We start from the raw sequence: 24,914 nt of genomic DNA on the forward strand, positions 1-24,914 counted from the left end.
GTGAAACGAGCGCCGTTTGGGCGCACGGACCACTCGTGAATCGCCCGATCAGCCGGGCGAAGACCGCCACCGGACGGAATTCGGATCGCTGCAGCGCCGCGCGATCGAGCACATTTCAGCTCTTCACCTCAGGGGTATATCCATGTCCGTTTCCATGCGCCATCCACTGACTGCCTATCAGCGCGACATCTGGACGATCGTGGAACATTTTCCCGGTCTGCCCAGCTACCTCTCCAACGTGGTCGGCCGCTTCTCCCTCGCCGTCGACGTCGACGTGATGGTCGCCGCGATCGAGCGGACCTGGGCGCGCAACGACGGCCTGCGGCTGCGGTACCGCGTCCTCGACGGTGTTCCCTACCAGGAGCTCTCGTCCGACCCGATGCCGGAGGTCCAGGTCATCGACGTCGGTGCTGCCCCCGATCCACATGCCGAGGCGCAGCGCCGGATCGAGGTGCTCACCGGTTCGGCGATCGATCTCACCGGGGCGGTGCCCTTCCGGGCGCACATCATCCGCGTCGGCGCGGAGGCCACCTACCTGGTCTTGACCACCCACCACGTCGCCGCCGACGCGACCGGGCTGTTCCATATCGGCGCTCAGATCCTCACCGACTACGCCACGACGATGACCGGGAATCCGATCGAGCTACCGGGATCGTCGTTTCTGGGATGCCTGCCGTTCGAACGTGATTATCGGGCAAGCGATCAGTACCTGCTCGACCGCGACGCTCTGGTCGCCGCGCTGACCACCAGCACCCCCGCACTGTTCGACCGGCCCCGCGCCACCGAGGGGCTGGCACCGGTCACGGCGTACGAGTTCACGCTGGATCGCTTGCTGGTCAACCGGATTCGCGAATCAGGGCTGTCGCTGTACCCGTATTTCTGTGCGATGCTCGGCCTCTATCTGTCGCGCGTCCTGCGCACCGACGAGGTCGCCATCGGCATCCCGTTCGGTAATCGCACCAACCCCACCGAGCAGGCCACCATCGGTCACTTCGCCAACACGCTGCCACTGTCCATCCGGACAGCGGGCCCTCGCACCGTGCGCGAATTGGTGTCCGCGGTGAAAGCCGATGTGCGCCGCATGAAGCAGCACGAGCGTTATCCGCTCGGCGATCTCATGGGTGAGCTGCGCCGCCTCGGCAACCCGGCGAGACAGCTGTTCGACGTGACGGTCGCCTACCCGCGCCTGCCCTCGGCCGCGGGCTTGATCGACGGACTCGAGGAAGTGCAGCAACCCTCCCAGGGGTACAGCCCGCTGGCGATGGCCTGGACGATCTCGGAGATCGATGACAACGGGCCGCTGCTGATCCGCCTCGATCACGCCGCCGACATCTTCGATGCCGACTACCCGATCGAGTCCGTCGCCGAGCATCTGATCGCGTTGCTGCACGCCGGGATCGACGCTGTCGACACCGATCCGTCGCTGCTGCCGATGTTGTCGGCGGCCGAGCACGACCTGCTGGTCGACCGTGCTCGCGCGACGGCGCGCCCCTACGAGGACCAGACCACCGTCATCGCCCGCATCATGGCTCAGGCCGAGCGCACGCCGGACGCGGTGGCGGTCCACACCGCGACCGACGACTCGATCACCTACCGCGAGCTCGCCGACCGTGCCGCCGCCCTGTCCGGTGTGCTCCGCGATTCCGGGGTCGAGGCCGGCGATCTGGTCGCGGTGCTGCTCGAACGCGGTCCGGACATGCTCGTCGCGATCCTGGGCGCTGTGCACGCCGGAGCCGCCTATGTCCCGATCGACCCCGGCTATCCTGCCGACCGCATCGCCTACCTGCTGGCCGACAGTGCCGCCAAGGTGGTGCTGACCGACACCGAGATGTCCGGCGGGCTCGTGCTGTCGCCAGAGAACTGGTCGACGGACACCCCGGCGCGGACTCCGGCCCCGACCGGCACCGACCCGGCCTACGTGATCTACACATCCGGCTCCACCGGTCGTCCCAAAGGTGTGGTGGTCGAGCATCATTCGGTGCTCAACCGGATCGGCTGGATGCAGCGGCAGTATCCGCTGGGCCCCAACGATGTGATCCTGCAGAAGACGCCGTCCTCGTTCGACGTGTCGGTGTGGGAGCTGTTCTGGTGGGCGCTCGAGGGTGCCCAGGTGGCGCTGCTGCGGCCGGGCGGTGAGAAGGATCCCCGTGAACTGCTCGCCGCCGTCGCCGACTTCGGTGTCACGGTCATGCATTTCGTGCCGTCGATGCTGACGCCCTTCCTGGATCTGCTCGAGTCCGACCCGACCGCGGTGGACAAGGCCGCCGGTCTGCGGACGGTGTTCTGCAGTGGTGAGGCGCTGCTCCCCCATCAGGTCAACCGGTGGAATCAGACTTTCGCCGGGCTCGGTGCCCGCGCGCCACGCCTGGTCAACCTGTACGGCCCGACCGAGGCCACCGTGGACGTGTCCTATCACGACTGCCCGGTCGACCCGGCCCGAACGGTGACCCGCGTACCGATCGGCCGACCGATCGACAATACCCGCCTGTACGTGCTCGGCCCGTCCGACCAGCCCCAACCGGTCGGCGTCGCGGGCGAATTGTGCATTGCCGGAGCCGGTCTGGCGCGCGGCTACCGCGATCGCCCGGAATTGACGGCGGAGAAATTCGTCGCCGACCCGTTCCACCCGGGCGAGCGGATGTATCGCACCGGCGATCTGGCTCGCCGCCTCGCCGACGGTGAACTTGAGTACCTGGGACGCATCGACCGGCAGGTGAAGATCCGGGGGAACCGGGTCGAGCTGGGCGAGGTCGAGAACGCACTGGCCGCACTGCCCGGCATCACCGCCGCCACGGTCATCGACCGGGCTGCCCCCGACCGCGCCACCTATCTGGCCGCCTACTGCGTGGCGGCATCCGCACCGGAGCCCGCAGCACTGCGTGCTGCCTTGTCGAAGACATTGCCGGAGTTCATGATTCCGTCGCTGTTCGTTCGCGTCGACGCGATCCCGCTGACCCCGAGCGGCAAGGCCGACCGCGCCGCGCTCGCGGCGATCACCGCCGAGAACTCGACCGTCGAGCACACCGCACCCCGCACACCGGTCGAGGAACAGTTGGCGCTCATCTGGCGCGAGGTGCTCGACCGCGAGTCGGTATCGGTGTTCGACAATTTCTACGACCTCGGTGGCGACTCGATTCTGCTGCTGCGTGTGCGAGCCAGGGCCGAGGCCAGGGGGCTGGTGATCAGCGCTCGTGACATCGCCGAATGCCCCACCATCGCCGAACTGGCCGAGCGGGCGGGCACCGGTGCTGTCGCCGCGACCGCCCTCGCCCCGTTCGAACTGGTGGCCGGGATCGACCGAGCCCGCCTACGGCATGTGGTGGACGCGTACCCGTTGACCAGGTTGCAGCTGGGCATGCTGTTCCACAGCCGCGAACGTGCCGAATCTTCGCTCTACCACGATGTCTTCCGGTATTCGCTGCGGATGCCGTGGGACGAGGCCGCACTGCGTGCCGCGACGTCGCGATCGGTCGCCCGGCATCCGATGCTGCGCACCTCCTTCGAGCTCGCCGGCTACTCCGAGCCGCTACAACTCGTGCACGCCCACCTCGATCCCCCGTTGACGATCGTCGACCTGCGCGCGACCGAAACCGACCAGGCCGAGGCATTGATCCGTGACCATATCGAGCAACGACGCCTGCGCCGGTACGTCTTCGACCAGCCAGGCCTGTTCGATCTCACGGTGTACCGGCTCGCCGACCGGATCGAGCTGGTGCTGGCGTTCCACCACGCCATCCTCGACGGCTGGAGTGTGGCGACGCTGATCTCGGAGCTGCTGGCGGACTATCGGGGCGCGGGCGAGTTCCCCGCCGAGCTTCCGTCGTTCGCCGAATATGTTCGTGCCGAGCGTGATTCGCTCGACGATCCGGCCGATCGGGAGTACTGGGCACGGGAGTTGGACGGTGCGGAGACGATCGGTGTCCCCGGACTGCGCCCCCATGTCCCCGTGGATGCGACACCGACCGCGGGCCCGGCGCAGGCGCGTGTTTCGGTACCGGTTGCGGTCGGCGCCGACTTGCTGGCACGCGCCGACGAAGTGGCCGCCGCCGCGCACATCCCGGTCAAGGCAGTCCTGCTGGCCGCGCACCTGTGCACCGTCGGCCTGTTGTCCGGTCGCACGGATGTGACCACCGGCGTCGTCACCCATGGGCGGCCCGAGCGCATCGATGCCGAGCGCACGGCCGGACTGTTCCTGAACACGATGCCACTGCGGTTGAACTTCAGCGGCCGCAGTGGGCGTGAGGTGCTCACCGGTGTCTTCGAGCGCGAGCGCAACAGTGCACAGCACAAGCGGTTCCCGCTCACCGACATCCAGCGCGAAGTAGGCGTGGTCGTCGACACCGCGTTCAACTATGTCCACTTCCATGCCGCGGGCGCGGCCATGGACGCGCTGGACGTGACTTTGCTCGGCATCGACATTCGCGAGGACACCAACTTCGCGCTGCTGGTGAACGTGATCCGCAACCCGCTCGACGGAACGCTGGCACTGCGCGTCGACGGCGATCCCGCGACCTACACCCGCGACCAGCTGGTCGGCATCGGTGAAACCTACCTGCGGGTCCTCGACCTGCTCACCGGCGATCCCTCGGCCACGGTGGACTTCGGCTCGCTGGCTCCCTCCCCGGAGACGCTGGTCGCCGCACCTGCCTCTGGCACGGTGATCGACCTCTTCGATGCCCGCGCGGCCCGCACACCCGATGCAATTGCCGTCGAATTCGGCAGTCGGGCAATGACATACGCGGAGTTGCTCACCCTATCCAATCGGGTCGCGGCAACACTGGTGGCGCGCGGGGCACGCCGGGGCGACCGCATCGCGGTGGCCGTAGACCGATCACCCGAGCAGATCGCGACAGTTCTGGGAATCGCCAAGGCGGGCGCGGCCTGCGTGCCGCTCGATGTCAGCTATCCGACCTCGCGCCTGCACGCGATGCTGGACCAGGCACAGCCGTTCGCGGTGATCACCGGCGCCGGCCACGAGACTCTGGTGCCACCCCGGTATTCGCGACTCACCCTCGACGAACTGCTCGCTCCCGGAAGTACTGCCGAACTGCCGGCGAGCGATCCCGAGGCCACCGCGTACGTGTTGTTCACGTCGGGCTCCACCGGGACGCCGAAGGGTGTGGCCATGCCGCATCGCGCGCTGGCCAATCTGATCCGCTGGCAGCTGTCGACCGCCAGCGGGACACTCCCCGGTGTCGAACGGGCCCCGGCGACCACACAATTCGCCCCCTTGTCGTTCGATGTGTCATTCCAGGAGATCTATTCGACGCTGTGCGGTGGGGGTCGCCTCATCGTGCTGAGCGAGGAGCAGCGCCGCGATCTACCTGCCCTGGCCCGCGTACTCACCAGCACCGGCACCGAACGGATCTTCCTGCCCTATGTGGCCTTGCAGCAACTGGCCGAGGCCGCGATCCGGCTCGGCACGGCACCGAGCGGGCTGCGGGTGATCATCTCCTCCGGCGAGCAACTCCGCGTCACCGACGAGATCCGGGCGCTGTGCGCGGCAGGGACCGAAGTGCTGCTGGAGAACCAGTACGGCCCCACCGAAACCCATGTCGCCACCCGATACACGATGACCGGCGACCCGGCGCTGTTCCCGGTGCTGCCACCGATCGGCACCGCCATCGACGGCGTGGAGATCCTCGTCCTCGACGACCGGCTGCGCCCGGTTCCCGACCACGTGCCCGGCGAGATCTACCTCGGCGGTGCCGCCCTCGCCGATGGCTACGAGCACCGGCCCGATCTCACCGAAGCCGCCTTCGTTCCGCACCCGTTCGCACCGCCGCGCCGGCTGTACCGGACCGGCGATATCGGTCGCCGGCTGCCCGGCGGCGAGGTGATCAGTGACGGTCGCCGCGGTGGGCAGGTCAAGATCCGCGGTCACCGGGTGGAACCGATGGAAGTCGAGCTGGCGCTGCACCGTGTCACCGCGGAGCTGCCCGGCGTCAGCGAAGTCGCCGTGGTGGCGCACACCACCGTCGCAGGGGCCTCCAGCGCCCACACCGTACTGGTGGCGTTCCTTGTCGGCTCCCGTGCCGGTGCCGACGAGGCGGAGATCGCCGCCGCACTGCGGGAATGGTTGCCGGACTACATGATTCCCAGTCGGCTGGTCTGGCTCGACGCGATGCCACTGACTCCGAGCGGCAAGCGAGCCGACGCGGTCCTGGCCGCAATGGCACTGCCCGCCGCCACCTCGGCGGGCCGGGTTCGCCCGCGCACGCCCGCGGAATCAGGGCTGGCGGCACTGATGGCCGAAGCACTCGGCCTGCCCGAAATCGGCGTGCACGACGACTTCTTCGCTCTCGGCGGTACTTCCCTGACCGCGATGCGCCTGATCGTGTCCATCGAACAGCGCTACGGGGTGTCGCTGCCGGTCTCCACCCTGGCTACCGGCCCCACAGTCGCCGCCCTGGCCGCGCAGCTCGACGAACGTGCCGAGGCAGGTGTCGATCCGCTGGTGCTCCTGCGACCGGATACCGGGACACCGCTGTTCCTCGTGCACCCGATCGGCGGAAATGTGCTCTGCTACATCGAATTGAGCAAACACCTACCCGATGGGCTACCGCTGTACGGCCTGCAGGCCGCGGGTCTCGAGACGGGCAGCACCCCGGCCGAATCCATCGCGGAGATGGCGAGCAACTACATCGCCGCACTGCGCCGCGTCCAACCGGCGGGGCCCTATCATCTGGGCGGCTGGTCACTGGGCGGGATGGTCGCCTTCGAAATGGCGCGCCAACTGTCCGAGGCCGGTCACGAGGTGGGCACCCTGGCGCTGATCGACACCATGACGGTGCGCCACGGCGACGGCATGCCGGTGCCCGAACACGCGCTCTACGAGTTCTTCCTGTGGGAACTGCTGTGGCTGGCGCGCGGCGCCGACACCGCGGTGATCGAGATCCCGCAGGAGCTCGACACCGACGATGCGGTCTTCGACTTCATCCTCGACACCGCCGTCGAAGCGGGCGTGCTGCCGCCGACCGGATCCCGTGCGCTGGTCCGGCGGTTGTTCGAGGTGTTCGTGGCGGGGTGGCGCGCGATCGACGCCTACCGGCCGCAGGCCTATGACGGCGACATCACCCTGTTGCGCGCCGCGCTGCCGCTGCCGCAGGTGCTTCGTCCCGCCCATGATCGGGCGGGCACACTGCACCGAGACCCGACCAACGGCTGGGATGCCTACGCGGCAGGACATCTCGAGGTCGTCGAGGTACCGGGTGACCATCTGACGTTGATCCAGTCCCCGCACGTCGCCGAGGTGGCCGCCCGACTGGCTCGATTGCTCGAACAAGCGGCAGCGACCGCATCATGACTCTGACGAATCCCGCGACACAGCAAGGAAATCCAGTGAACTCACCCGTGAAGTCGGCACTAGTGGTCGGCGCAGGCATCGGCGGTCTCACCGCCGCCGCGGCCCTGCGCCGGGCCGGAATCGATGTCGTGCTGTGCGAGCGCGGCCCGGAACTGCGCGCGGCCGGATTCGGTCTGTCAGTGCAGTCGAACGCGATGAACGCCCTGCGCACCCTCGATCTCGGCATCGACGAGGAACTGCTCCGAGCGGGCGCACAGGCGCGATCGTTCACCTTTCGCCGGCCCGGCGGTTCGGACATGCGACGCATCGACGTGTCCGGCATCGACGCCGAATTGGGCGCTCCCGCGGTCGCACTCGCCCGCAAAGACCTCCACGACGTGCTGCTGGCAGCCTGCGGCGACGACCTGCGGGTAGAGCTCGGCGCCGAGGCGGTCGCGTTCACCGAGACCGCCGACGCGGTGCAGGTCGAGTTCACCGACGGCCGCACCCTGAGCGCCGATGTGCTGATCGGCGCGGACGGAATCAACTCCGCGATCCGCGCCCAGCTGCACGGCGCCGAGGCTCCGCGGCCGGGCAAGTTCGTGTGCTGGCTGGCGCTGGTGCCGTTCGCGCACCCAGCGATCGAGCCCGGCGCCTCGATCCACTACTGGGGCAGGGGCATGCGCTTCGGCATCCACGACATCGGACACGGCAATGTCTACTGGTGGGCCACCCTGACCACCACCGCCGAGCAGGCCGCGGACTGGCCGCACGGCAAAGACGATCTGCTCGCCAGATTCACGGGTTGGGCGCCCGAGATCACCGAGATCATCACCGCCACACCGGAATCGGACATTCTCGCACTGCCCGCTCAGGACCGCCCGCCGCTGACCGCGTGGGGCAGCAGCCGGGTGACCCTGCTCGGCGACGCCGCCCACCCGATGCTGCCCAGCCTGGGCCAGGGCGCGAACTCGGCGATCGAGGACGCGGTGGTGCTCGCGCACGCGCTCGCCACCCACGACGACGCTGCGGCCGGACTGCGGGTCTACGAACAGCGGCGGATTCCGCGCACCACGATGCTCGTCGACGGATCCCGCAAGCTGGGCCGCCTCGAACAGACCCGCAATCGTGCGCTGATCGTCGTTCGCGACGGCTTCATCGTCAAGAGCGCCGAAGCGAAACTGCAGGCCAGTCTCGCCGAACCGATGACGTGGCCCGGGCTGGGCGACCTCGAGCCGGTCGCCGCGCTGCCGCGGCCGTTGTCCACGCTGGAACGCTGGCACTGGACCGTGGATCAGGTGGCGCCGCTGCACATCGTCTCGCGAGTGCGCGTCACCGGCGACCTCGACGCCGATACGGTCCGTGCCGGTCTGGCCGCGCTGACTCGGCGGCATCCGATGCTGCATGCCGAAGTGCGCAGCGATGACGGCCGCAATCCACGCTTCGTCCCGGTCGCGATTGCCCCGATTCCGTTGCGCGAGGTGATATCCGAGGACTGGGTCGCCGAGGTCGACGCCGAATTGCGGACACGATTCGAAGCAGAGGCACCGCTGCTGCGCGCCACCTTGATCACCGTCGCACCGGACGTCCACGACCTCGTGCTGACCTCCACCTACACCATCGCCGACGCGGTGACCGTGCTGTCGTTCGCCCGGCAGGTGCTCGAGCTCGCCGCCGAAACCGGCGGCTGGGTTGCCGAAGTGCCCGCGCCACCCGCGCCGGAAGCGTTGTTCCCCCGGCCTTTCCAAGGCTGGCGAGGCAAGCGCAAGGCCATCGCCCGGCTGGCGGCCGACGGGGTGCGCGATCTGCGGGTCAAGCCGGTGCGAGTCAGCGCGGGCACCGAAGTTGCGCCCACGCAGCGTTTCACCAAGCTGACGCGGCGAGTGGTGGACGGGACCCAGTACCAGGCACTCCTCGACGCCTGCGCCACACGCGACGTACCACTGTCGGGTCTGGTCGCCGCCGCACTCGCGCGCGCCGCCGGAAACGACGCCGGTGCACCGCGAGCCCACTTCCCGGTCGGTGTCTCGGTACTGTTCCGCGAGCAGCTCGAGCGACCGCTCGACGCCACCCACACCGGCGCTTACCAGGCGATGATCGCCCTTCCCACACCGGCGGGACAACCGCTGTGGCAGACGGCCACCGACTTCGCCACCGACTTCGCGAGTCGTATCGAACAGCGCCAGCACCTGGCCAACCTGGGTGGAATCGGATTCATGCTGCCCAAGACACCGGCGCAACCGGACAAGGTGGTCGGCCTGCTGGACGCCCGCGGGCCGGGCAATCTGTGCCTGACCTTCGTCGACACTCGTGACTTCCCTGCCCGTATCGGCAACTGGGAGGTCTCCGGCGCCGAAGTCGTCTCCGGCATGTCGATCAGTGGTCTGATGATGCTGACCGTCGGTCACGGCACCGACGCGTTGTCGCTGAATCTCGGCTACATCGACGGACTCCTGTCGCCCGAACGCGCCGACGCGTTGATCGACACCGTCGTCGACGCTCTGCTCAGCGTGGTTTCCGCACCGGAAGTCGCTGCTGCGCACTGAGTTCCGCCCCCGACCGACCACGACGGCACTTCGGTATCGATCTCGACATCGAAGTGCCGTGGTCGTTCGGATCGACGCGCCGGCACCTAGATCGCCGGAACGCGGTCCCGCGAGATCCACGCGATGAGTTCGTTCTCCACCTCGTCGCGATTGATCTCGTTGAGGATTTCGTGGCGGGCGTTCGGGTACACACGGTAGGTGATGTCGCTGAGCCCCGCGTCGCGGTAACGCCGCACCTGCAGATCACTCAGTCGCGCACCGTCATTGAGCGGGTCACTGCCGCCGACCATGACATACAGCGGCAGGTCGGTCCGGATGCCGCGGGGCCGGGCGAGCCGTTCGTTGCCCAGCTTCGCCAGCGACGCCATATTCACCGCGTCGATCTCGAACCCGCACCACGGATGGGCCAGGTAGGCATCGACCTGGGCCTCGTCGCGGCTGAGCCAGTCGGCGGGCGTGCGGGTCGGCTGGAACTCCCGGTTGAACAGGGCGAGCAGGTCGCCGTCGGCAGCGGCGATCTCGGCGAACAGTTCATCCACCGCGGTGGTACCGCACAGGACCGCGGCATCGACCAGCGCATCGTGATCGAGCAGGTACTGCTGGACCGCGAACGAGCCGAGGCTGTGCCCGAACAACACCACGCGCCGATCGGAATGGATCTCGCGCAGGATCGTGGTGAGCGCCGCCATGTCCTCGACGAGCAGATTCCAGCCGTTGTCGCCGAGGTCACCGGGTGCACCGGCCATGCTGTGTCCGTGTCCGCGATGGTCGGCTGCGTAGACGGCGTAGCCGAGCGCCACGAGACGTTCGGCGAGATGGCTGTAGCGCGCGGCATGTTCTCCCATGCCGTGCGCGATCTGGACCACGCCGGTGACGTCGTCGCCGGCGGGCAGCCAGGGCCGGACGTGGATGGTGGTGCCGTCACTGCTGGGGTAGCTGAACATGGATCACTCCTGTGTGATGTGCGGACAGTGTTGTGCGACAGTGGATTTCACGGACCGGTGATGGCGCGTTTGAGGATCTTGCCGGTCGGCCCGGTCGGCAGGGCGTCGAGTAGCCACACCTGCCGCGGGTATTTGTAGGCCGCGACCCGATCCCGGACGAATTCCTGGATCTGCTCGCCGGTCGTAGTCGAGCCGACGCGTAGGGCGACGGCGGCCACGATCTCCTCGCCCAGATGCGCGTCGGCGATCCCGATGACCGCGGCCTGGGTGATCTCGGGATGCTCGTAGAGCACCTCTTCGATCTCGCGCGGATACACGTTGTAGCCGCCGCGGATGATCATGTCCTTCTTGCGGTCGACGATGTAGAAGTAGCCGTCCTCGTCGCGACGGGCAAGGTCACCGGTGTGAAACCAGCCCTCAGGTATCGCCGTGGCGGTGTCGGCGGGTCGGCGCCAGTACCCCAGCATCACGTTGGGGCCGCGCACCACGATCTCGCCGATTCCGTCGATGCTGTCGACGAGTTCGACCTCGACGTCGCGGATCGGCGTACCGATCGAGCCTGGTTTGCGTGGCTGTCCCACATGGTTGAACGCGACCACCGGACTGGTCTCCGACAACCCGTATCCTTCGAGAATCACACAGCTGAAACGCTGTTCGAAGCCGTGCAACAGCTCCACCGGCAGCGAGGCGCCACCGGAGACGCAGCGGCGCAAGGTCGAGACATCGGCCTCGGCGGCGCCGGGGTCGTGCAGCAGCGCCGAATACATCGTCGGCACACCGGCGAACACCGTCACACCGTCGCGCGCGATCGCCTCGAAGACCGCCGCGGGCTCGAAGCGCGGCACCAGGGTCAGGCAGGCGCCGCTGCGGATCGCCGCGTTCATCGCGCAGGTCTGGCCGAAGGTGTGGAACAGCGGCAGGCAGCCGAGGATCACGTCGTCGGCGCCGATATCGAGCACGGTCGTGGAATAGACGTCGGCGTTGTGAACCAACCCGGAATGCGACAGCGCGGCGCCTTTGGGCGTGCCGGCGGTGCCGGAGGTATAGAGGATCACGGCCGGTTCCTCGGCGGTGATCGAGCGATCGTCGCGGCGGGGGTCGTGCCCGGCGAGCAGTTCGGCCAGGAGGTCGGCGTCGATGGTGAGCGCCGTGGTCCCGGCTTCCTGCGCGCCATGCGGACCTTCACCGGGCCCGTCGACCCAGTCGAACAACAGCGCCGCCATTGAATCCCGCAGGTAATAGGCAACTTCGCGCGATTTGAGCAACGGGTTCATCGGCACGACCACCGCGCCGGATCGCAGGATGCCGTAGTACAGCACGACGAATTCCGGCACGTTCGGCAGCATCAGCGCCACCCGATCCCCTGGCTCGATCCCACGCTCGCGCAGAAAGGCGGCGACCCGAGCAGTGCGCTCCTCGAGTTCCGCGTAGGTCAGCACGGTCGTACCCGAGCGCAGCGCAGGCTGGTTCGGGTGGCGCAGCGCGGAGTGGAGCAGGTTCTCGCTCAGAGCGGGCATCGGCAGATCCTCGGGGACGAAAGCGGTCGACAACGCGAAAATCGTCGCACCGCTGTGACCGCGATCCCATGGATCGCCGGACAACATCGCCGCGAAAGCATTGTCCGCGGGAACAACCGCACCCCCGGTAAGCTGCGGAAATGGTCCGAACATCGCCACCGAGCCCGATCGTCGACGTCGCCGCGGCACTGCTCGCGCGCATCGACGATCTCGGACTACAGCTGGCCCGGCGATTCGTCGACGAACTCGAGACCTACCGCAACGAGAACCAGGTTCCGTTCGCCACGATCCACACCTCCTGCACCCGCAATCTGACGCTGATGGTCCAGCACTTCACCACCGCCGAACCGGTGGATCCCGAGCCGCCGAAGGAAACCGGCAGGCTGCGCGCCCAGCAGGGTGTGCCGCTGGCCGAGACCCTGCACGCCTTCCGGATCGGCTTCGAATTCCTGTGGTCGGAACTGGTCGCCGAGGCCCGACGTCACCCGGCGGTCACCGACGCCGTCCTCGTCGATCTGGCGGCCGAGGTGTGGGCGCTGGCAGGCGAGTACTCCGTCGCCGTCGCGGCCGCCTACCGGGAGATGAGCTCAGAACTCGTGCTGCAACGCGAGCACGAGCGGTCGGTGCTGGTCGAGGCGTTGTTCACCGGCGTCATCGCCGACCCGGCCACTCTCGGCGAGGCCACGCGCGTTCTCGGGCTGCCGCCGCGGGGACGCTACGTGGTGGTCGCCGCGGAGGTCAGCGCCGCGGGCCGGGAGGCGCTGCCCGGCATCGAAACCGAGTTGCGCCGTGCGCAGATCATCTCCGCTTGGCGACTCCGCCCGGATCAGCAGATCGGCGTTCTCGCGCTCCCGGCGAATCAGGAGTCCACCACGCTGGCCACGCTGCGCAAATTTCGAGCACGCGTCGGCATGAGCCCACCGTACGAGTCACTCACCGACACCCCGCAGGCGCTGCATTTCGCCCGGCTCGCGGTGGTCGGCCTCGGCGATCACACCTCCGGCGTCGCCCGATTCGACGACAATCCGCTGGGCATGGTGGTCGCCGCCGCGCCACTGGAGGCTGCGCGCATGGTCGACCTGCGCCTACACGAGGTACTCGCCCTCCCCCACGACGACCGCCACCGCCTCCTGGAAACCCTCGAAACCTGGTTCGCCGCAGGCGGTTCCGCGGCCACCACCGGCGAACGCCTCTACCTGCACGCGAACACAGTGCGCTACCGCCTCCGCCACATCGAGAAACTCACCGGCCGCTCCCTCACCGACCCTGCCGCAGTACGCGATCTCGGTGCGGCACTACAGGCTTGGAAGGTACTGGCCACAGTGCGCGCGGATCAACGCCTGTAACCTGAGGTCCCGGAGTTCGCCCTTACCGGTGCTGGCGATCCATTCCAACCTTCGCGCCACCTGCCGTCCTGCCGCACAAGGGGTTGGCGAGGGTTACGGTCGGCGTTCGAGGGCGCTCAGGAAGCTTTCGGCAGCATCCTGGACCCGGTTCCGGTCGCCGGTAGTGAGTAGGTCGAGCAGCAGTCCGCGAATCGTCGCGATCACCAATGTGGCTGTGCGGGTGGCGGTCTCGGCATCGGTGTCCGGTATTTGCGCCTCGCGTAAAGCGGCCATCCAATCGGTGACGACGTGGTCGAGGAAGTCCGCGAAGTGCCGGGGGGCTTGCAGGGCGCGGCCGTAGGCGGCGAAGAACAGCCGAAACTCCGCCTGCATGCGTGGGTCGGAGGTTCGAGTCCAGACCGCGCGTGCTGCCGTCGCCAGGTCGGGATGCGGACCCGCCGCATCACTGGTGGCGGCGAACATGCGCCGCCGTAACCGCTCGAGGACGACCTGGAGCATCTGCTCCTTGGTGCCGAAGTGGTGCACCAGCGTGGTCGGCGAGACACCGAGGCCGGCGGCGACGGGCCGCCACGACAGCTCGGAGAGCCCGTGCTCGACCATGTAATCCACTACCGCGTCGAGCAATTCGTCCCTGCGCTGATAGTCGACCGGACGTCCTGCCATCACTTGCCTCCCGATCCACCACGATTGACATTCCTAGAACGACTGTACTATCTATATTCATAGTACGACTGTACGAGAAATAGATGAGCGGTCAGGAGCCCCCATGTCACGAGTCGTCGTCTTCGATGCGACCGGCACCCCCGAAGTCCTGCAGATCGTCGACGAACCGGTCGGCGACCCCGGCCCCGGCGAGGTGCGGATCAAGGTCGAAGCCGTCGGTATCAATCGACTCGACCAGATGATCCGCGCGGGCATGTCACCGCGACCGATCCGCCTGCCACACGCCCGCCTCGGCATCGAAGCGACCGGCACGATCGACGCCCTCGGCTCGGGAGTCGCCGGATGGGCCACCGGTGATGCGGTCATCGTCACGGCCGTGCCCGACATGGACACCAACGGGACCTATGCCGAACACCTCGTCCTCCCCGCCGACCGGGTCGTCGCCAGGCCCGCCGGCCTGGACGCCATCAGCGCAGCAGCGTTGTGGGTGGCGTACTCCACCGCCTACGGCGCGCTCGTCGAAAAGGCTGGGATGCAACCCGGCGACCATGTCCTGATCACCGCAGCCTCCAGCGGTGTGGGCCTGGCCGCCATCCAGATCGCCAACCAGATCGGCGCCATCCCCCTGGCCGTCACCCGGAGCGCCGCAAAAGAACGCACCCTGCTGGATGCCGGTGCCGTCGCCGTCATCGTCACCGACCGCGACGATGTCGTCGAGGCCACACACCGACACACCAACGGCATCGGCGCTGACATCGTGTTGGACTCGGTCATGGGTCCCGGCCTGGCCGAACTCGCCGATGCGGCCACGCGATTCAGCGGCAGGCTGATCACCGTCGGCTGGCTGGATCCCCGGCCGGCACCGTATCCGGCCAGCCCCATCACCATGATCCGGTACATGAGCTTCGAGCACACCCTCGACCCGGCGGCCGTGCACCGCATCACCGCATTCCTGACCGCCGGCATCCGCACCGGCGCCCTGCGCCCCATCATCGACACCGTGTTCGCCCTCGACGACATCGTCGCCGCCCACCGCTACCTGGAACAGGGCCACCACACCGGCAAAATCGTTGTCACCATTTGACGCCGACGCCGCCCGGGCGTCCTCGCGCCTACTGTCGTCCCGATCTCGTTGGGCGCGAGGCAGAGACGGTGAACGCGGTGCGGTCATCGGTGGAGTCGGCCCACTGCAGCGTAAGCACTCAGATCCGACGCCGCGCGGTGTCGCGGCGTGGTGGAGAGTGCGCGTACCCCGGTGCCGGGGACGGGTCGCCACCGGTGTGGGGCGACCAGGCCGGGTGTGACGAGTCGGTACCCGGTGAGCATGGCCGTGATCTCGTCGCGCCCGCGTGCGTGGTAGGCGATGCCCGCACTGCGGAAAACTTGAGTGGCTGAGTGGATCTGGTGAGTGTGGACGTCGTCGGTGATGTGGGTGAACACCATCCACGTCCCGGAAGCAAGGCGGTCGGTCAACGCCGTGACCATCGCGGGAGCGTCACTGATCAGTTCCGCGGTCCCCGACACAAACACCGCGATCGGCCTGGCTGTGTCCATCACGGCAATGATGTCGCCGAGGACCGCCGAAGTGTCGGTCAGATCGGTATCGGTAAAGAAGCGGTTCGGTCCGGTCAGCAGGGCACGGCCGTAGGCGGCGACAACGGGGTCGTTGTCGATGCAGAGGATTCGGGTGAGGTCGTCGTTCCGGTCTCCCGCGATTTCGTGGATGTTCGGGGCGTGCGGGTAGCCGCAGCCCAGTTCGACGAACTGGGAAACCCCGTGCTGGTCGATCAGGTACTCGACCGCGCGCAGGATGAAGCGACGTGATTCGGTGATCGCGGGCGTGATCTTGTTCGCCGCCAGGCTGGTGGCCAGCGCGTGGTCAGGCGCGTAGCGGTCCTTCCCACCCAGGATCGCATTGTGCAGTCGGGCGGGGGTGGGCCGGTACGGGTCGGCGGTGGTCATTGCGGGCTCCTGCCGCTTGGGCATCGCAAGTTGTGCCTGTTGTTGCGGTGCAACAGAATTGGTTGAGCTAGCTAGCGAGGCCTTTGGGGATAGGTCATCGCGGCGTCGCCTCCGCGTCGTAGGTCATCAGCACGAGTCGACTCCTGTCGAGTTGTTGCGCCGTTGGAGTTCTTCGACGCCTTCGGCGTGGGAACCCCTTCAACGACTTAGACGCCGCAAAGGTGAATTCGGTTCCCTTGCAATGAATATCGGTCTAGCTCGGCTCCTCCGGCATTGGGTCGCCGGTCGACTTGGTGGCATTCAGGTGGTTCGGAAGCGCATGAGGCAAGGCCGAGGTGCGGCGACATCGCCAGGCCGGAAGGTCAGGGCAGCAGGTTAGGCGAGCACCGCGAAAATTGTTGCGGGCGAGCCGCTCCTACTGCTGAATAGCCTCACGGATCCGATCGGCCAGCACCTGGTTGCCAGCGGCGATGAACTTGCGGCACGTACTCATTGCCTTGTTGATTTCAGGCAGGCTGTACCCCGACGGTTTCCCCGGACCTACCCAGCAAATCTGTCCATCTACCGATTGCGCCGACGATGTGTCTTGCTACTGAGAAGCCGACCAAGCGGCGCGGGGCGCGTACATGATGATCGCGACACCGACCAGGCAGATCACCGCGCCGACTACGTCCCACCGATCGGGACGGAAGCCGTCCAGCGCCATCCCCCACAACAGTGATCCGGCGACGAACACGCCACCATAGGCTGCGAGGATGCGTCCGAAGTTGGCGTCGGGCTGCAACGTTGCGACGAAACCGTAGATCCCCAGGGCGATGACTCCGGCGCCGATCCATGCCCAGCCACGATTCTCACGCACGCCCTGCCAGACCAGCCAAGCCCCGCCGATCTCGGCGATTGCAGCAAGAACGAACAGCAGGATCGAGCGCACCACGGTCATGGGCAGAGCCTAGATATCCGGTTCAGGATGCTGTGATCGTGGTGGCGTACCCGCAGACCGAGCCCGAATACGATGACCGTCCTCGTGATCGATTCAGTAGCCACAGCCGCTGTCTCCCGTACTCGATTTGCGGTTCAGATCGTCCAAAGAGACTGGGCAGGTGGGGCTTTCGCTACATGCGAGCAGGTCATCAAAGCCTGCGGCAAGGGCGGCGCGCAATGTGTCACGTACCGCGGTCAGCTTGGCGAGCTTCGCGTCGATGTCAGCTGATTTCTAGGTGGCGCGGGCCTGTAGCCCAGCGACGCCGCTTTGCCGAACTGGGTTGCCGCGAGCGATCGGCGACTTCAATCCCTAACTGATTTCCTCCGCCGCGCCATGTACTCGATCGCAGCAGTCCGACCGTATTCGGTCATCAAAGTAGTCGCGAGCCCTCCCGCGAGGACACACGCGACCGAGGTCCCGCTGCGGGTTCGCAGCAACCGTCCGCGGACAGGTGCGCGGACCCGGTCGCCGCGTACGAACAGGTCCACCCGCGGTTCGCTCACACAACCAGGTAGCAGCGCACCAGTCGCGGTGCATGCCCCGACTGCCAGGCATCGTGGGTCACTCGCCGGGAAGAGGATCGGTCCTGCTGCCGAGTTGCCCGCTGCCGCGATCACCGCGATCCCGGCGTGCGTCGCTGCCCGCAGCGCGGCGATCAGTCCGGCATGAGCGTCGGGCTGGCCCAGCGGGATCACGATCACGTCTGCACCCGAAGACGTCAGCCATCGAATGGCGGTGGCGACATCATCGGGCCGGATGACGCCGTCCGCTGACGCGGTGCAGGCAACGTTCAGGCGCGCACGTGGCACGGTTCCGCGCAGCCGAAATATGCCCTGTCCGACCAACAGCGATGCGGAGAAGGCCCCGTGTTCGCGGAACCACAGTGGGGCGGTCCGTCCGCCACCGAACCACCGGACGGTGACGCCGGCGCCGTCCAGGTCGGCAACCGACTGATCGAAGCCGCCTTCGATCAGTCCGATCGTGAGGCGCGTCTCCCGTTCCTCGGCCATCGAGCTCGGCCACCACACGACGCGCGGATCTTGCGCCGCGGCTATCCGCGGCCGCAGATAGTCGACCGCATCGATGACGGCCGTGCGCTCCCGCTCCACCGTCGACCTCGAATTGTCGTTGATTCCGCACATCCGGGGCACTTCCTTCGATCTACCCACGGGCTACTGACTGCAGCCGTTCATCACCTCCACAGCAGCATGTGTCGCGAACGCGCCGACCGCATCCGGGCTACCACGGTGCCCTTTTCGGTGTCAGCACCGAAGTGCGCCAAAGAATTCATACATAGTGTCGAGTTCTCATCGAAGTGATGAAACACGAAAGGAAATCGACATGGCCATCAACAGCATCGATTCGCAGCTCGGCGATATCATCGATCCGAAACTGCGCAAAATTGGCGAGCGCGTGGTTCACCAGCTCGAACTGGCGGCAGATAAAGTCGCCGCACACGCTGCCGACGCAGCGCGGTTCCCGCTGCCCACTCAACGAGATTCCGCCGAGAATATTTTGGCGGGCTGGTTCGACACCATGCCCGAAAAGAAGCGGGCCGCCGCCGGAGTCGCCGCTATCCAGCGGGTGAATACCACCGCGATCCGCACGGCGCATCTCGGGGAACTGGCCGGGGTCGATCTGCAGACACGGACTCCGATCGCCGCGCAAGGCTCCGCTTTCGCCATCCCCAACCTGAAGTTCTCCGCCGCGGACCTCGCGAAACTGCAAAATCCGGCGTTCCTCGGCACATTGCGCGGGATGATCCCCCAGCATGCACCCGCTCGAGCGACGCGGTCGGATAGCCTCCTGCTGCGGGTGACCCAGATCCGCTGCGCCAACGAGACCAACAGCCCGTTCGGCGGTCACATCGGCGAAGACGACATGTGGCTCGGTGGTACATCCGTCGATGAAAGCGGTGACACAAAAACAATCAAGCCGATCAAACTCGGGAGTTTCAACAATAAGGAAATCAAGCACTACAATCCCCCGCGAACCTTCACGAATTTCGATATCACAGAGCGCGGAAATTCCTTCCCCAAGGCCTATCTCGTGACACTCGTGCTAGTCGAACGAGACAATGGTAAGGCTATGCAAACATTTCTGGATCGGGTCACGAAGGAGATCAAGAAGCAGGTTCAGGACGCTCTGGTCAAGGTGGGTACGACCATCGGAGGGCCGTTCGGGCTGGTGGTCGGAACCATTTCCGCCTGGGTATTCGGTGAGCTGATCGACTACATTTCCTCGGGATGGCGGGACACTGTATTCCGGCCCCTCACTGTCACTGCCCACATCGGCTCGTACGACAGCGTATGGGTCAGCTCCGGCCGCAAGGACAGCACGGATCGAATGCTGGAGACCAAGGCGCCACAGGCGCGGTATCAGCTCTGGTACGACTGGTTGCTGTACAACTCGACAGCCGGGTTAGGAATCATCTAGTGCCGCATCAGTCGACCTTGGTTGGGTAATTGACCGCCGGATCTTCGCACCGACAGCGAAGTTTCGGGTCGGGCGGGCGTGCTGGTTGTGCCAGCGAATGTTGCCGCCGATCGCCGCATCCTGCACGACAGGGCTGCGGCGATCGGTGCCGTTGAGCGCGAAGCAACGGAACGCCGCGAACTCGCCCGCCTTCGCTGGTCTGCCCCGTTCTATCTTCGGTGCGAAGCGTCCACCGCCTTCTCGTCGAAGTCGTGGATCACTTCTGCACCTACGCTTCCGACATCTAGCCGACCCGCCTCAGCCTCCGACCATGTGCACGCCGCCGGGCGCCCATGGCCGGTCTGACGGCGCAACCATGTCTGATCAAGGTGGGAGACAACATTCACGTCGCCCTTTCGAGCTGCGCACCATGGCCAGACGGCACCCGACGCCGCGCCTCCGGCCATCGGGGGTGTTGAGGTGGTACCACGCGCTGGGGTGAGACGTTTGTTACGCACCCCTGCTCACGTCGGTCGGGTTGGAGCAAAATGGCGGGTGGAGCAGTCTTTCCTGTCCTTTCACAACAGACTTCGATTTCCATGGATGTCGCGACGCAGCAGATTGAAAGTCCGCGTCGCCACAGCGAACTCACGACTCAGTGTGGGTGGTGCCACCCGATCGTGTGGCAGTCCTTGTGATCAGGCTCCCTACCCGGGGAAGTAATGGCCGTTGTCCAAATCGGCGAGCAGGCCGGGCTGAGTGGGTTCCCAGCCGAGGGTCCGGCGGGTGATGAGGTTGGACGCCGGGTAGCTCTGCGTGACTATGTTCGCGAGGAACCCGAAGTATCCCGGCACCATCAGCACGTCCGAGGGAATGCTCACGACAGGCAGGCCCAGTCGGCTGCCGATGGCCTCGGCGATATCCCGGAGTGGGATGGCCCCGTCCCCTACCGCGTGCCAGTATCTGCCGGCCGGCCCCTTCTCCAAAGCCAGGCGGAACACGGGGGCGATATCGCGGACGTGCACGGCGTTCCACAGGTTCGCGCCGTCTCCGGGGTAGCCGACGAAACCCTTCTCCTTCGCCAGCGCGATCAGCTGCACGAGGAACCCGCCACGATCGGTCGTGCTGTGCGCGATGTTGGCAAACCGCACGACCGAAGACCGCACTCCCTGCTCAGCGAGGTCGATTACGGCGGTTTCCACGACGTTGCGAACCCGCAGGGTGCCCTTGTACTCCTCGCCGCCCGGAAGGGCCGGGTCCTCCTCGGTGGCCGGCCGGCCCAGGTTCCCGGCTGAGCCGATGCTCCCCGCCGCGACCAGCGGCTTTCCGGTTCCCGCGAGTGCCTCGCCGTAGGCGAGGATGATCGGGAGTTCCGCGGCGGCCACGGCGTCGAGCCCGCCCGAGGGAAGCAGGTCTTGCCGGTGCGCGACGTGAATGACGCCCTCGGAATCCGCGGCCGCGTCTTTGAGCCCGTCGAGATCCTCCAGGTCGCCGCGACGTACCTTCGCGCCGAGCGCGGACAAGGCGGCCGCGGCCGTGTCCGACCGAGCCAGGCCGGTGACCTCGTGCCCGGCGGTGACGAGTTCGGGGATGATGTACGAACCGGAATGACCGGTCCCGCCAGTGACGAAAACGCGCATGTTATTGCTCCTTGTGCGTGATGCGGCGGAAGAAATGGCGGTGCGCGCCCACTCAGTCGGCGATGTCGACGCTGAGGGCGACGTCGAAGCTCCCCACGCCGTGGCGGGCCAGGCCCATCAGCAGTGGACCGACCCCTTCCAGCCAGCGCGCCATCTCGAGTCCGCCGACATCGAAGGGACGCAGTCCCAGGCTCTCGATGAACGCCGACACGCCGGCCTTGGCCCGCGCGTCATCTCCGGCGAAGAACACGTCCAACGGACGGCCCTGGGCGATGATGTGACCGAAGACGGTGTTGAACGCCTTCACGACGTGCGCGCTCGCGGGGGCGGCCTCGGCAATCTCTTGCGCACCGGACGTACCGTCCGGAGTGACGAGCCCGGTGGCGTCGGCGTTGAAGGTATTGGTGATGTCGATGATGACCTTGCCTGCCAGTGCATCCCCATACCGGGCGACGACCGATACCGCGCTGGTGTACGGCACTGCGAGGACGACGATGTCGCCGGCAGGGACGGTGCCGAATGTCCCGGCCGTGGCACCGCCGCCTAGCGCGGCAGCCAAGCCCTCGGCCTTGGCCGAGTCGCGGCCGAGGATCTCCACAATGTTGCCGCCGGCGACCGCGCGAGTGGCGATGGCGTGGGCCATGGTTCCCAGACCGATGAAACTGATGCTGCTCATGGATGTGTCCGTCCTTCTCTGATCTGAATCGAACTGCTCGGACCGGGGCTCAGCCGGTGAACTCGCCGACGCCGAGGGCGAAATCCCAGTGGCCTACCCCGTTGCCGTGTGGTTCAGATGGCGGTGGTGCCGCCGTCGGAGACCAGTTCCAGACCGTTGACATAGCTGGAGTCGTCGGACGCGAGAAATAGTGCGACGGTGGCGATTTCTTCTGGGCGGCCCATTTTCCCGCGGGGGATGAGCGACTCGAATTCGGCCCTGGTGGCCTCGTCGAACAATTCTTCTTGTTTGGCGGTGGCGACCTGGCCCGGGGTCAGGACGTTGACCCGGATCTTGCGGTCACGCAATTCGTTCAGCCAGACGCGGGCCCAAGCCTGTTGGACGGCTTTGCTTCCGGCGTAGAGGCTCCAGCCGGGGAAGGCGCCGAGGGAGGCGTTGGATCCGGTCATGAAGATCGAGCCGTTGTCGTTGATCAGCGGCAGCGCCTTCTGCACCGTGAACAGGGTGCCGCGCGCATTGAGCCAGAAGGAGCGGTGGAACTGTTCCTCGGTGATCTCGCCGAGGACGGCGGGTTCGCCCATCCCGGCGCTGGCCCACAGCACGTCGATCGAGCCCTTTTCCCGCTTGACGGTGTCGTACAGGCGGTCCAGGTCGTCCAGATCGGACGCATCACCCTGGACGGCGGTGACGCTGCGTCCGATCAGCTCGACGGCGGCGTCCAGTGCTTCCTGCCGCCGGGCCTGGATGAAGACGTGCGCTCCTTCCTCGACGAACAGTTTGGCGCCGGCCAGCGCCATGCCGGTGGATCCGCCGGTGATTACCGCTACCTTGCCATCGAGCTTTCCCACGATAACTCCCTTGAATTGATCGGTATCCGAAACAGTTCGGTTTTTTGTTGCGCTCGTCAATGCCGTCGAATGACGCGATGGAGGGGACCGATCACTGACGTCCGAATTCTGGTTCGATTCCGAATTCGCTTGCGCCCCATGAACGATGCCACTGAGTCGAGTTGGCGTCCAAGACCCATTTCAGCCGTGGTGATACCTTGGAGGCATCACCGGACCAGGAGGCGCCATGGATCTGGATCTGCGCAAGTTGCGCTACTTTGCCGCCGTCGCCGACAGGCTGCACTTCGGCCGCGCCGCCGATGAGCTGCACATCGCGCAGCCGGCGCTCAGTCGGCAGATCCGTGCGCTGGAACACGATCTCGGCGCAGAACTGTTCACCAGAGATCGCCACGGCGTAGCGCTGACCGACGCGGGCCGACAACTGCTGGCCGACGCCGGTCCGCTGCTCGCCTCCGCGCACGCGGTCCGGCGCCGGGTGGCCGTCGCCGCCCGCGGCAGCCATCGGCTGGTGGTCGGCTTTCGGGCCGGCATTCCGGTCATCCCAGCGGCGCGGGCGTTCGAGGCTCAGCATCCGGACGTGGTCGTGGACGTGCAGCGAATGGAATGGGACGACCAGGCCCCGATGCTGCTCGACGGCCGCGTCGACGTCGGCTATGTGCGGCCGCCCATCAACGAGACCGGTCTGCGCCTGACTCAGCTCTACACCGAGCCGCTCATGGTGGTGCTGCCCGCCGATCATCGGTTGGCAGGCAAGGAGGAGGTCTCCGAGGCCGACCTGGCCGGTGAGCCGCTGATCTGGCATGCCGACGCGAGCACGCAGCCCACCACGCGCCCGCTCCCCGACTCAGGGCTTCGGGTGCGCGGCGTGGAGGAGAAGCTCGAACACGTCGCGGCGGGCCGCGGAATCTCGTTCGTGGGGCGTTCGGAGACCGTGTTCTACTCACGTCCGGACATCAGCTACGTGCCCGTCCCGGATCTGGCGCCCGACCAGGTGTACCTCGCGATGGCGGCATCGCGCACCTCACCGCTGGCTGACGACTTCTTCACCGCAGCTCAGGCGACGGCTGAGATCACGGCGGAATGCGGGAACTATGAAATGTGGCGGCGTCAAAGCGGTGCGGTTTCACAGCACGGCTGAGCAGTCGCGTGCGCTCGACAGCTGGTGGTCCGACGGCCCACTTCGCACCCCGCTCCGACGGCCGCAACTGCATCGTCGGCGGCAAACGGAGACTTCGCACCAATCCGATTCTCTGGCGCTGGGTGACCCGACCGAACGCTCCGGGTACGCAGCATCAGCGATCCGCCGGCTCGTCCATGGCTGAGGGTCGCATTGCATCGGCCAGTTCGCCGAGGTTCGCGAATCTCTTGCCCGGCACGGCCATTCGACCGGTCGGTTCGCCGTTGAGCCAGTACACGATCTTCTCGTCGTCAGGCTCGACGCCATACATCCAGCCCACCGCATCCGTGGCGCGCGCGAGCTCGGCGAAAATCCGATGGAACGCGGGGGAACGACTGAACAGGAAGTGCGTCGAGGTCGACCATGAGAAGACGCGTATTCGTGCGCACGAGGGGACGAGCCGACTGGCGAACTGGACCTTCAGTCGCACGTTTACCTGCGTTGTCCCAGTCGTGACGAGGGCGCCCCGCGCGAGTTCTTCCTCGGCGGTGAGTTCGAAGAGGTCCACCATCTCATCGGCGCTCAGATCGTCTCGGTAGCGGTAGAACTTCCCCTCGATCTCAGTGAACATGACCCACTCGAAAAGCTTGTACCGGTGGGCGATCTCCTCGTCGACGTCGACTCGCATCGCCAGCAAGAGATCGAGGTCGTTGCCCCTCCTGCAATCAACGAACGACCGGTCGACGATTCCGCCAACGCGATAGGGCAGGTCCACTTGCCGTCGGTCGGGCAACAACACCTTCGTTGCGACCTGCAGCGGTCGAGCGGCTCGATCGGCCAATATCTGCAGTGCATGCTCGACCTCCGCGGGCCGGACATAGATCTCGTAGTCGACTGCTGTTCCCACCGCACTCCCCCTCGAATCTCCCCGCCCATAATGAATCAGGTTCGACTGACTGTCATCCGAAATGTT

The 24,914-nt window shown here is 66.6% G+C and carries 16 protein-coding genes; 6 read left to right on the forward strand and 10 right to left on the reverse strand.

Translation table 11 applies throughout. From position 1 onward, the window contains the following. The first annotated feature begins 142 nt into the window (after positions 1-142). Positions 143-7,306, forward strand: coding sequence for an amino acid adenylation domain-containing protein (locus ACWFRF_RS04895; RefSeq protein WP_452448969.1), 7,164 nt, complete (start codon positions 143-145; stop codon positions 7,304-7,306). A gap of 35 nt (positions 7,307-7,341) precedes the next feature. Then, entirely contained in the window at positions 7,342-9,831 is a 2,490-nt protein-coding gene (locus ACWFRF_RS04900; protein WP_452448971.1) for an FAD-dependent monooxygenase, read from the forward strand. 86 nt (positions 9,832-9,917) lie between these two features. Here ACWFRF_RS04900 and ACWFRF_RS04905 read toward each other — a convergent pair whose 3' ends face one another. Together ACWFRF_RS04905 and ACWFRF_RS04910 are read right to left on the reverse strand one after the other, a co-directional pair. Further along, a complete protein-coding gene (locus ACWFRF_RS04905; protein ID WP_452448972.1) occupies positions 9,918-10,775 on the reverse strand; it encodes an alpha/beta fold hydrolase in 858 nt (285 codons plus the stop codon). A gap of 47 nt (positions 10,776-10,822) precedes the next feature. After that, positions 10,823-12,292: a long-chain-fatty-acid--CoA ligase gene (locus tag ACWFRF_RS04910; protein WP_452448973.1), complete on the reverse strand. Its 1,470-nt coding sequence runs from the start codon at positions 12,290-12,292 to the stop codon at positions 10,823-10,825. 140 nt (positions 12,293-12,432) lie between these two features. On the opposite strand from ACWFRF_RS04910, the gene ACWFRF_RS04915 reads away from it, so the two are divergent. Beyond that, complete coding sequence (locus tag ACWFRF_RS04915; RefSeq protein WP_452448974.1) at positions 12,433-13,638, forward strand: PucR family transcriptional regulator; 1,206 nt, start codon at positions 12,433-12,435, stop codon at positions 13,636-13,638. Between the two features lie 93 nt (positions 13,639-13,731). On the opposite strand, the gene ACWFRF_RS04920 is transcribed toward ACWFRF_RS04915, so the two are convergent. Further along, entirely contained in the window at positions 13,732-14,301 is a 570-nt protein-coding gene (locus tag ACWFRF_RS04920) for a TetR/AcrR family transcriptional regulator (protein ID WP_452448975.1), read from the reverse strand. A 103-nt stretch (positions 14,302-14,404) separates the two neighbouring features. Here ACWFRF_RS04920 and ACWFRF_RS04925 point away from each other — a divergent pair, with 103 nt between their 5' ends. Beyond that, positions 14,405-15,385, forward strand: coding sequence for a zinc-dependent alcohol dehydrogenase family protein (locus tag ACWFRF_RS04925; RefSeq protein ID WP_452448976.1), 981 nt, complete (start codon positions 14,405-14,407; stop codon positions 15,383-15,385). An 83-nt stretch (positions 15,386-15,468) separates the two neighbouring features. On the opposite strand, the gene ACWFRF_RS04930 is transcribed toward ACWFRF_RS04925, so the two are convergent. The 3 genes from ACWFRF_RS04930 to ACWFRF_RS04940 all read right to left on the reverse strand — a co-directional run bounded on the left by ACWFRF_RS04930 (position 15,469) and on the right by ACWFRF_RS04940 (position 18,387). Continuing rightward, a complete protein-coding gene (locus ACWFRF_RS04930) occupies positions 15,469-16,263 on the reverse strand; it encodes an SAM-dependent methyltransferase (RefSeq protein ID WP_452448977.1) in 795 nt (264 codons plus the stop codon). A gap of 589 nt (positions 16,264-16,852) precedes the next feature. After that, complete coding sequence (locus tag ACWFRF_RS04935) at positions 16,853-17,203, reverse strand: YnfA family protein (protein WP_452448978.1); 351 nt, start codon at positions 17,201-17,203, stop codon at positions 16,853-16,855. 344 nt (positions 17,204-17,547) lie between these two features. Further along, positions 17,548-18,387 (reverse strand): S8 family serine peptidase, encoded by an 840-nt coding sequence (locus ACWFRF_RS04940; protein WP_452448979.1) that lies wholly within the window; start codon positions 18,385-18,387, stop codon positions 17,548-17,550. A gap of 199 nt (positions 18,388-18,586) precedes the next feature. On the opposite strand from ACWFRF_RS04940, the gene ACWFRF_RS04945 reads away from it, so the two are divergent. After that, positions 18,587-19,681: a hypothetical protein gene (locus tag ACWFRF_RS04945; RefSeq protein WP_452448980.1), complete on the forward strand. Its 1,095-nt coding sequence runs from the start codon at positions 18,587-18,589 to the stop codon at positions 19,679-19,681. Between the two features lie 686 nt (positions 19,682-20,367). Here the strand turns inward: ACWFRF_RS04945 and ACWFRF_RS04950 are convergent. From ACWFRF_RS04950 to ACWFRF_RS04960, 3 genes are all read right to left on the reverse strand, one after another. After that, positions 20,368-21,300 (reverse strand): SDR family oxidoreductase, encoded by a 933-nt coding sequence (locus tag ACWFRF_RS04950; protein ID WP_379315260.1) that lies wholly within the window; start codon positions 21,298-21,300, stop codon positions 20,368-20,370. A 52-nt stretch (positions 21,301-21,352) separates the two neighbouring features. Next, positions 21,353-21,976 carry an NADPH-dependent F420 reductase gene (locus ACWFRF_RS04955; protein ID WP_379315261.1) on the reverse strand — a complete coding sequence of 208 codons (624 nt, stop codon included), beginning with the start codon at positions 21,974-21,976 and terminating at the stop codon, positions 21,353-21,355. Between the two features lie 113 nt (positions 21,977-22,089). After that, on the reverse strand, positions 22,090-22,824 hold the full coding sequence (locus ACWFRF_RS04960) for an SDR family NAD(P)-dependent oxidoreductase (protein WP_378990413.1): 735 nt from the start codon (positions 22,822-22,824) through the stop codon (positions 22,090-22,092). Positions 22,825-23,050: 226 nt separating this feature from the next. On the opposite strand from ACWFRF_RS04960, the gene ACWFRF_RS04965 reads away from it, so the two are divergent. Then, positions 23,051-23,962: a LysR family transcriptional regulator gene (locus ACWFRF_RS04965; RefSeq protein WP_452448981.1), complete on the forward strand. Its 912-nt coding sequence runs from the start codon at positions 23,051-23,053 to the stop codon at positions 23,960-23,962. Positions 23,963-24,116: 154 nt separating this feature from the next. Here ACWFRF_RS04965 and ACWFRF_RS04970 read toward each other — a convergent pair whose 3' ends face one another. Next, positions 24,117-24,848: a hypothetical protein gene (locus tag ACWFRF_RS04970; protein ID WP_379316928.1), complete on the reverse strand. Its 732-nt coding sequence runs from the start codon at positions 24,846-24,848 to the stop codon at positions 24,117-24,119. Positions 24,849-24,914 lie beyond the last annotated feature (66 nt).

The organism is Nocardia sp. NPDC055165 (assembly GCF_053606985.1).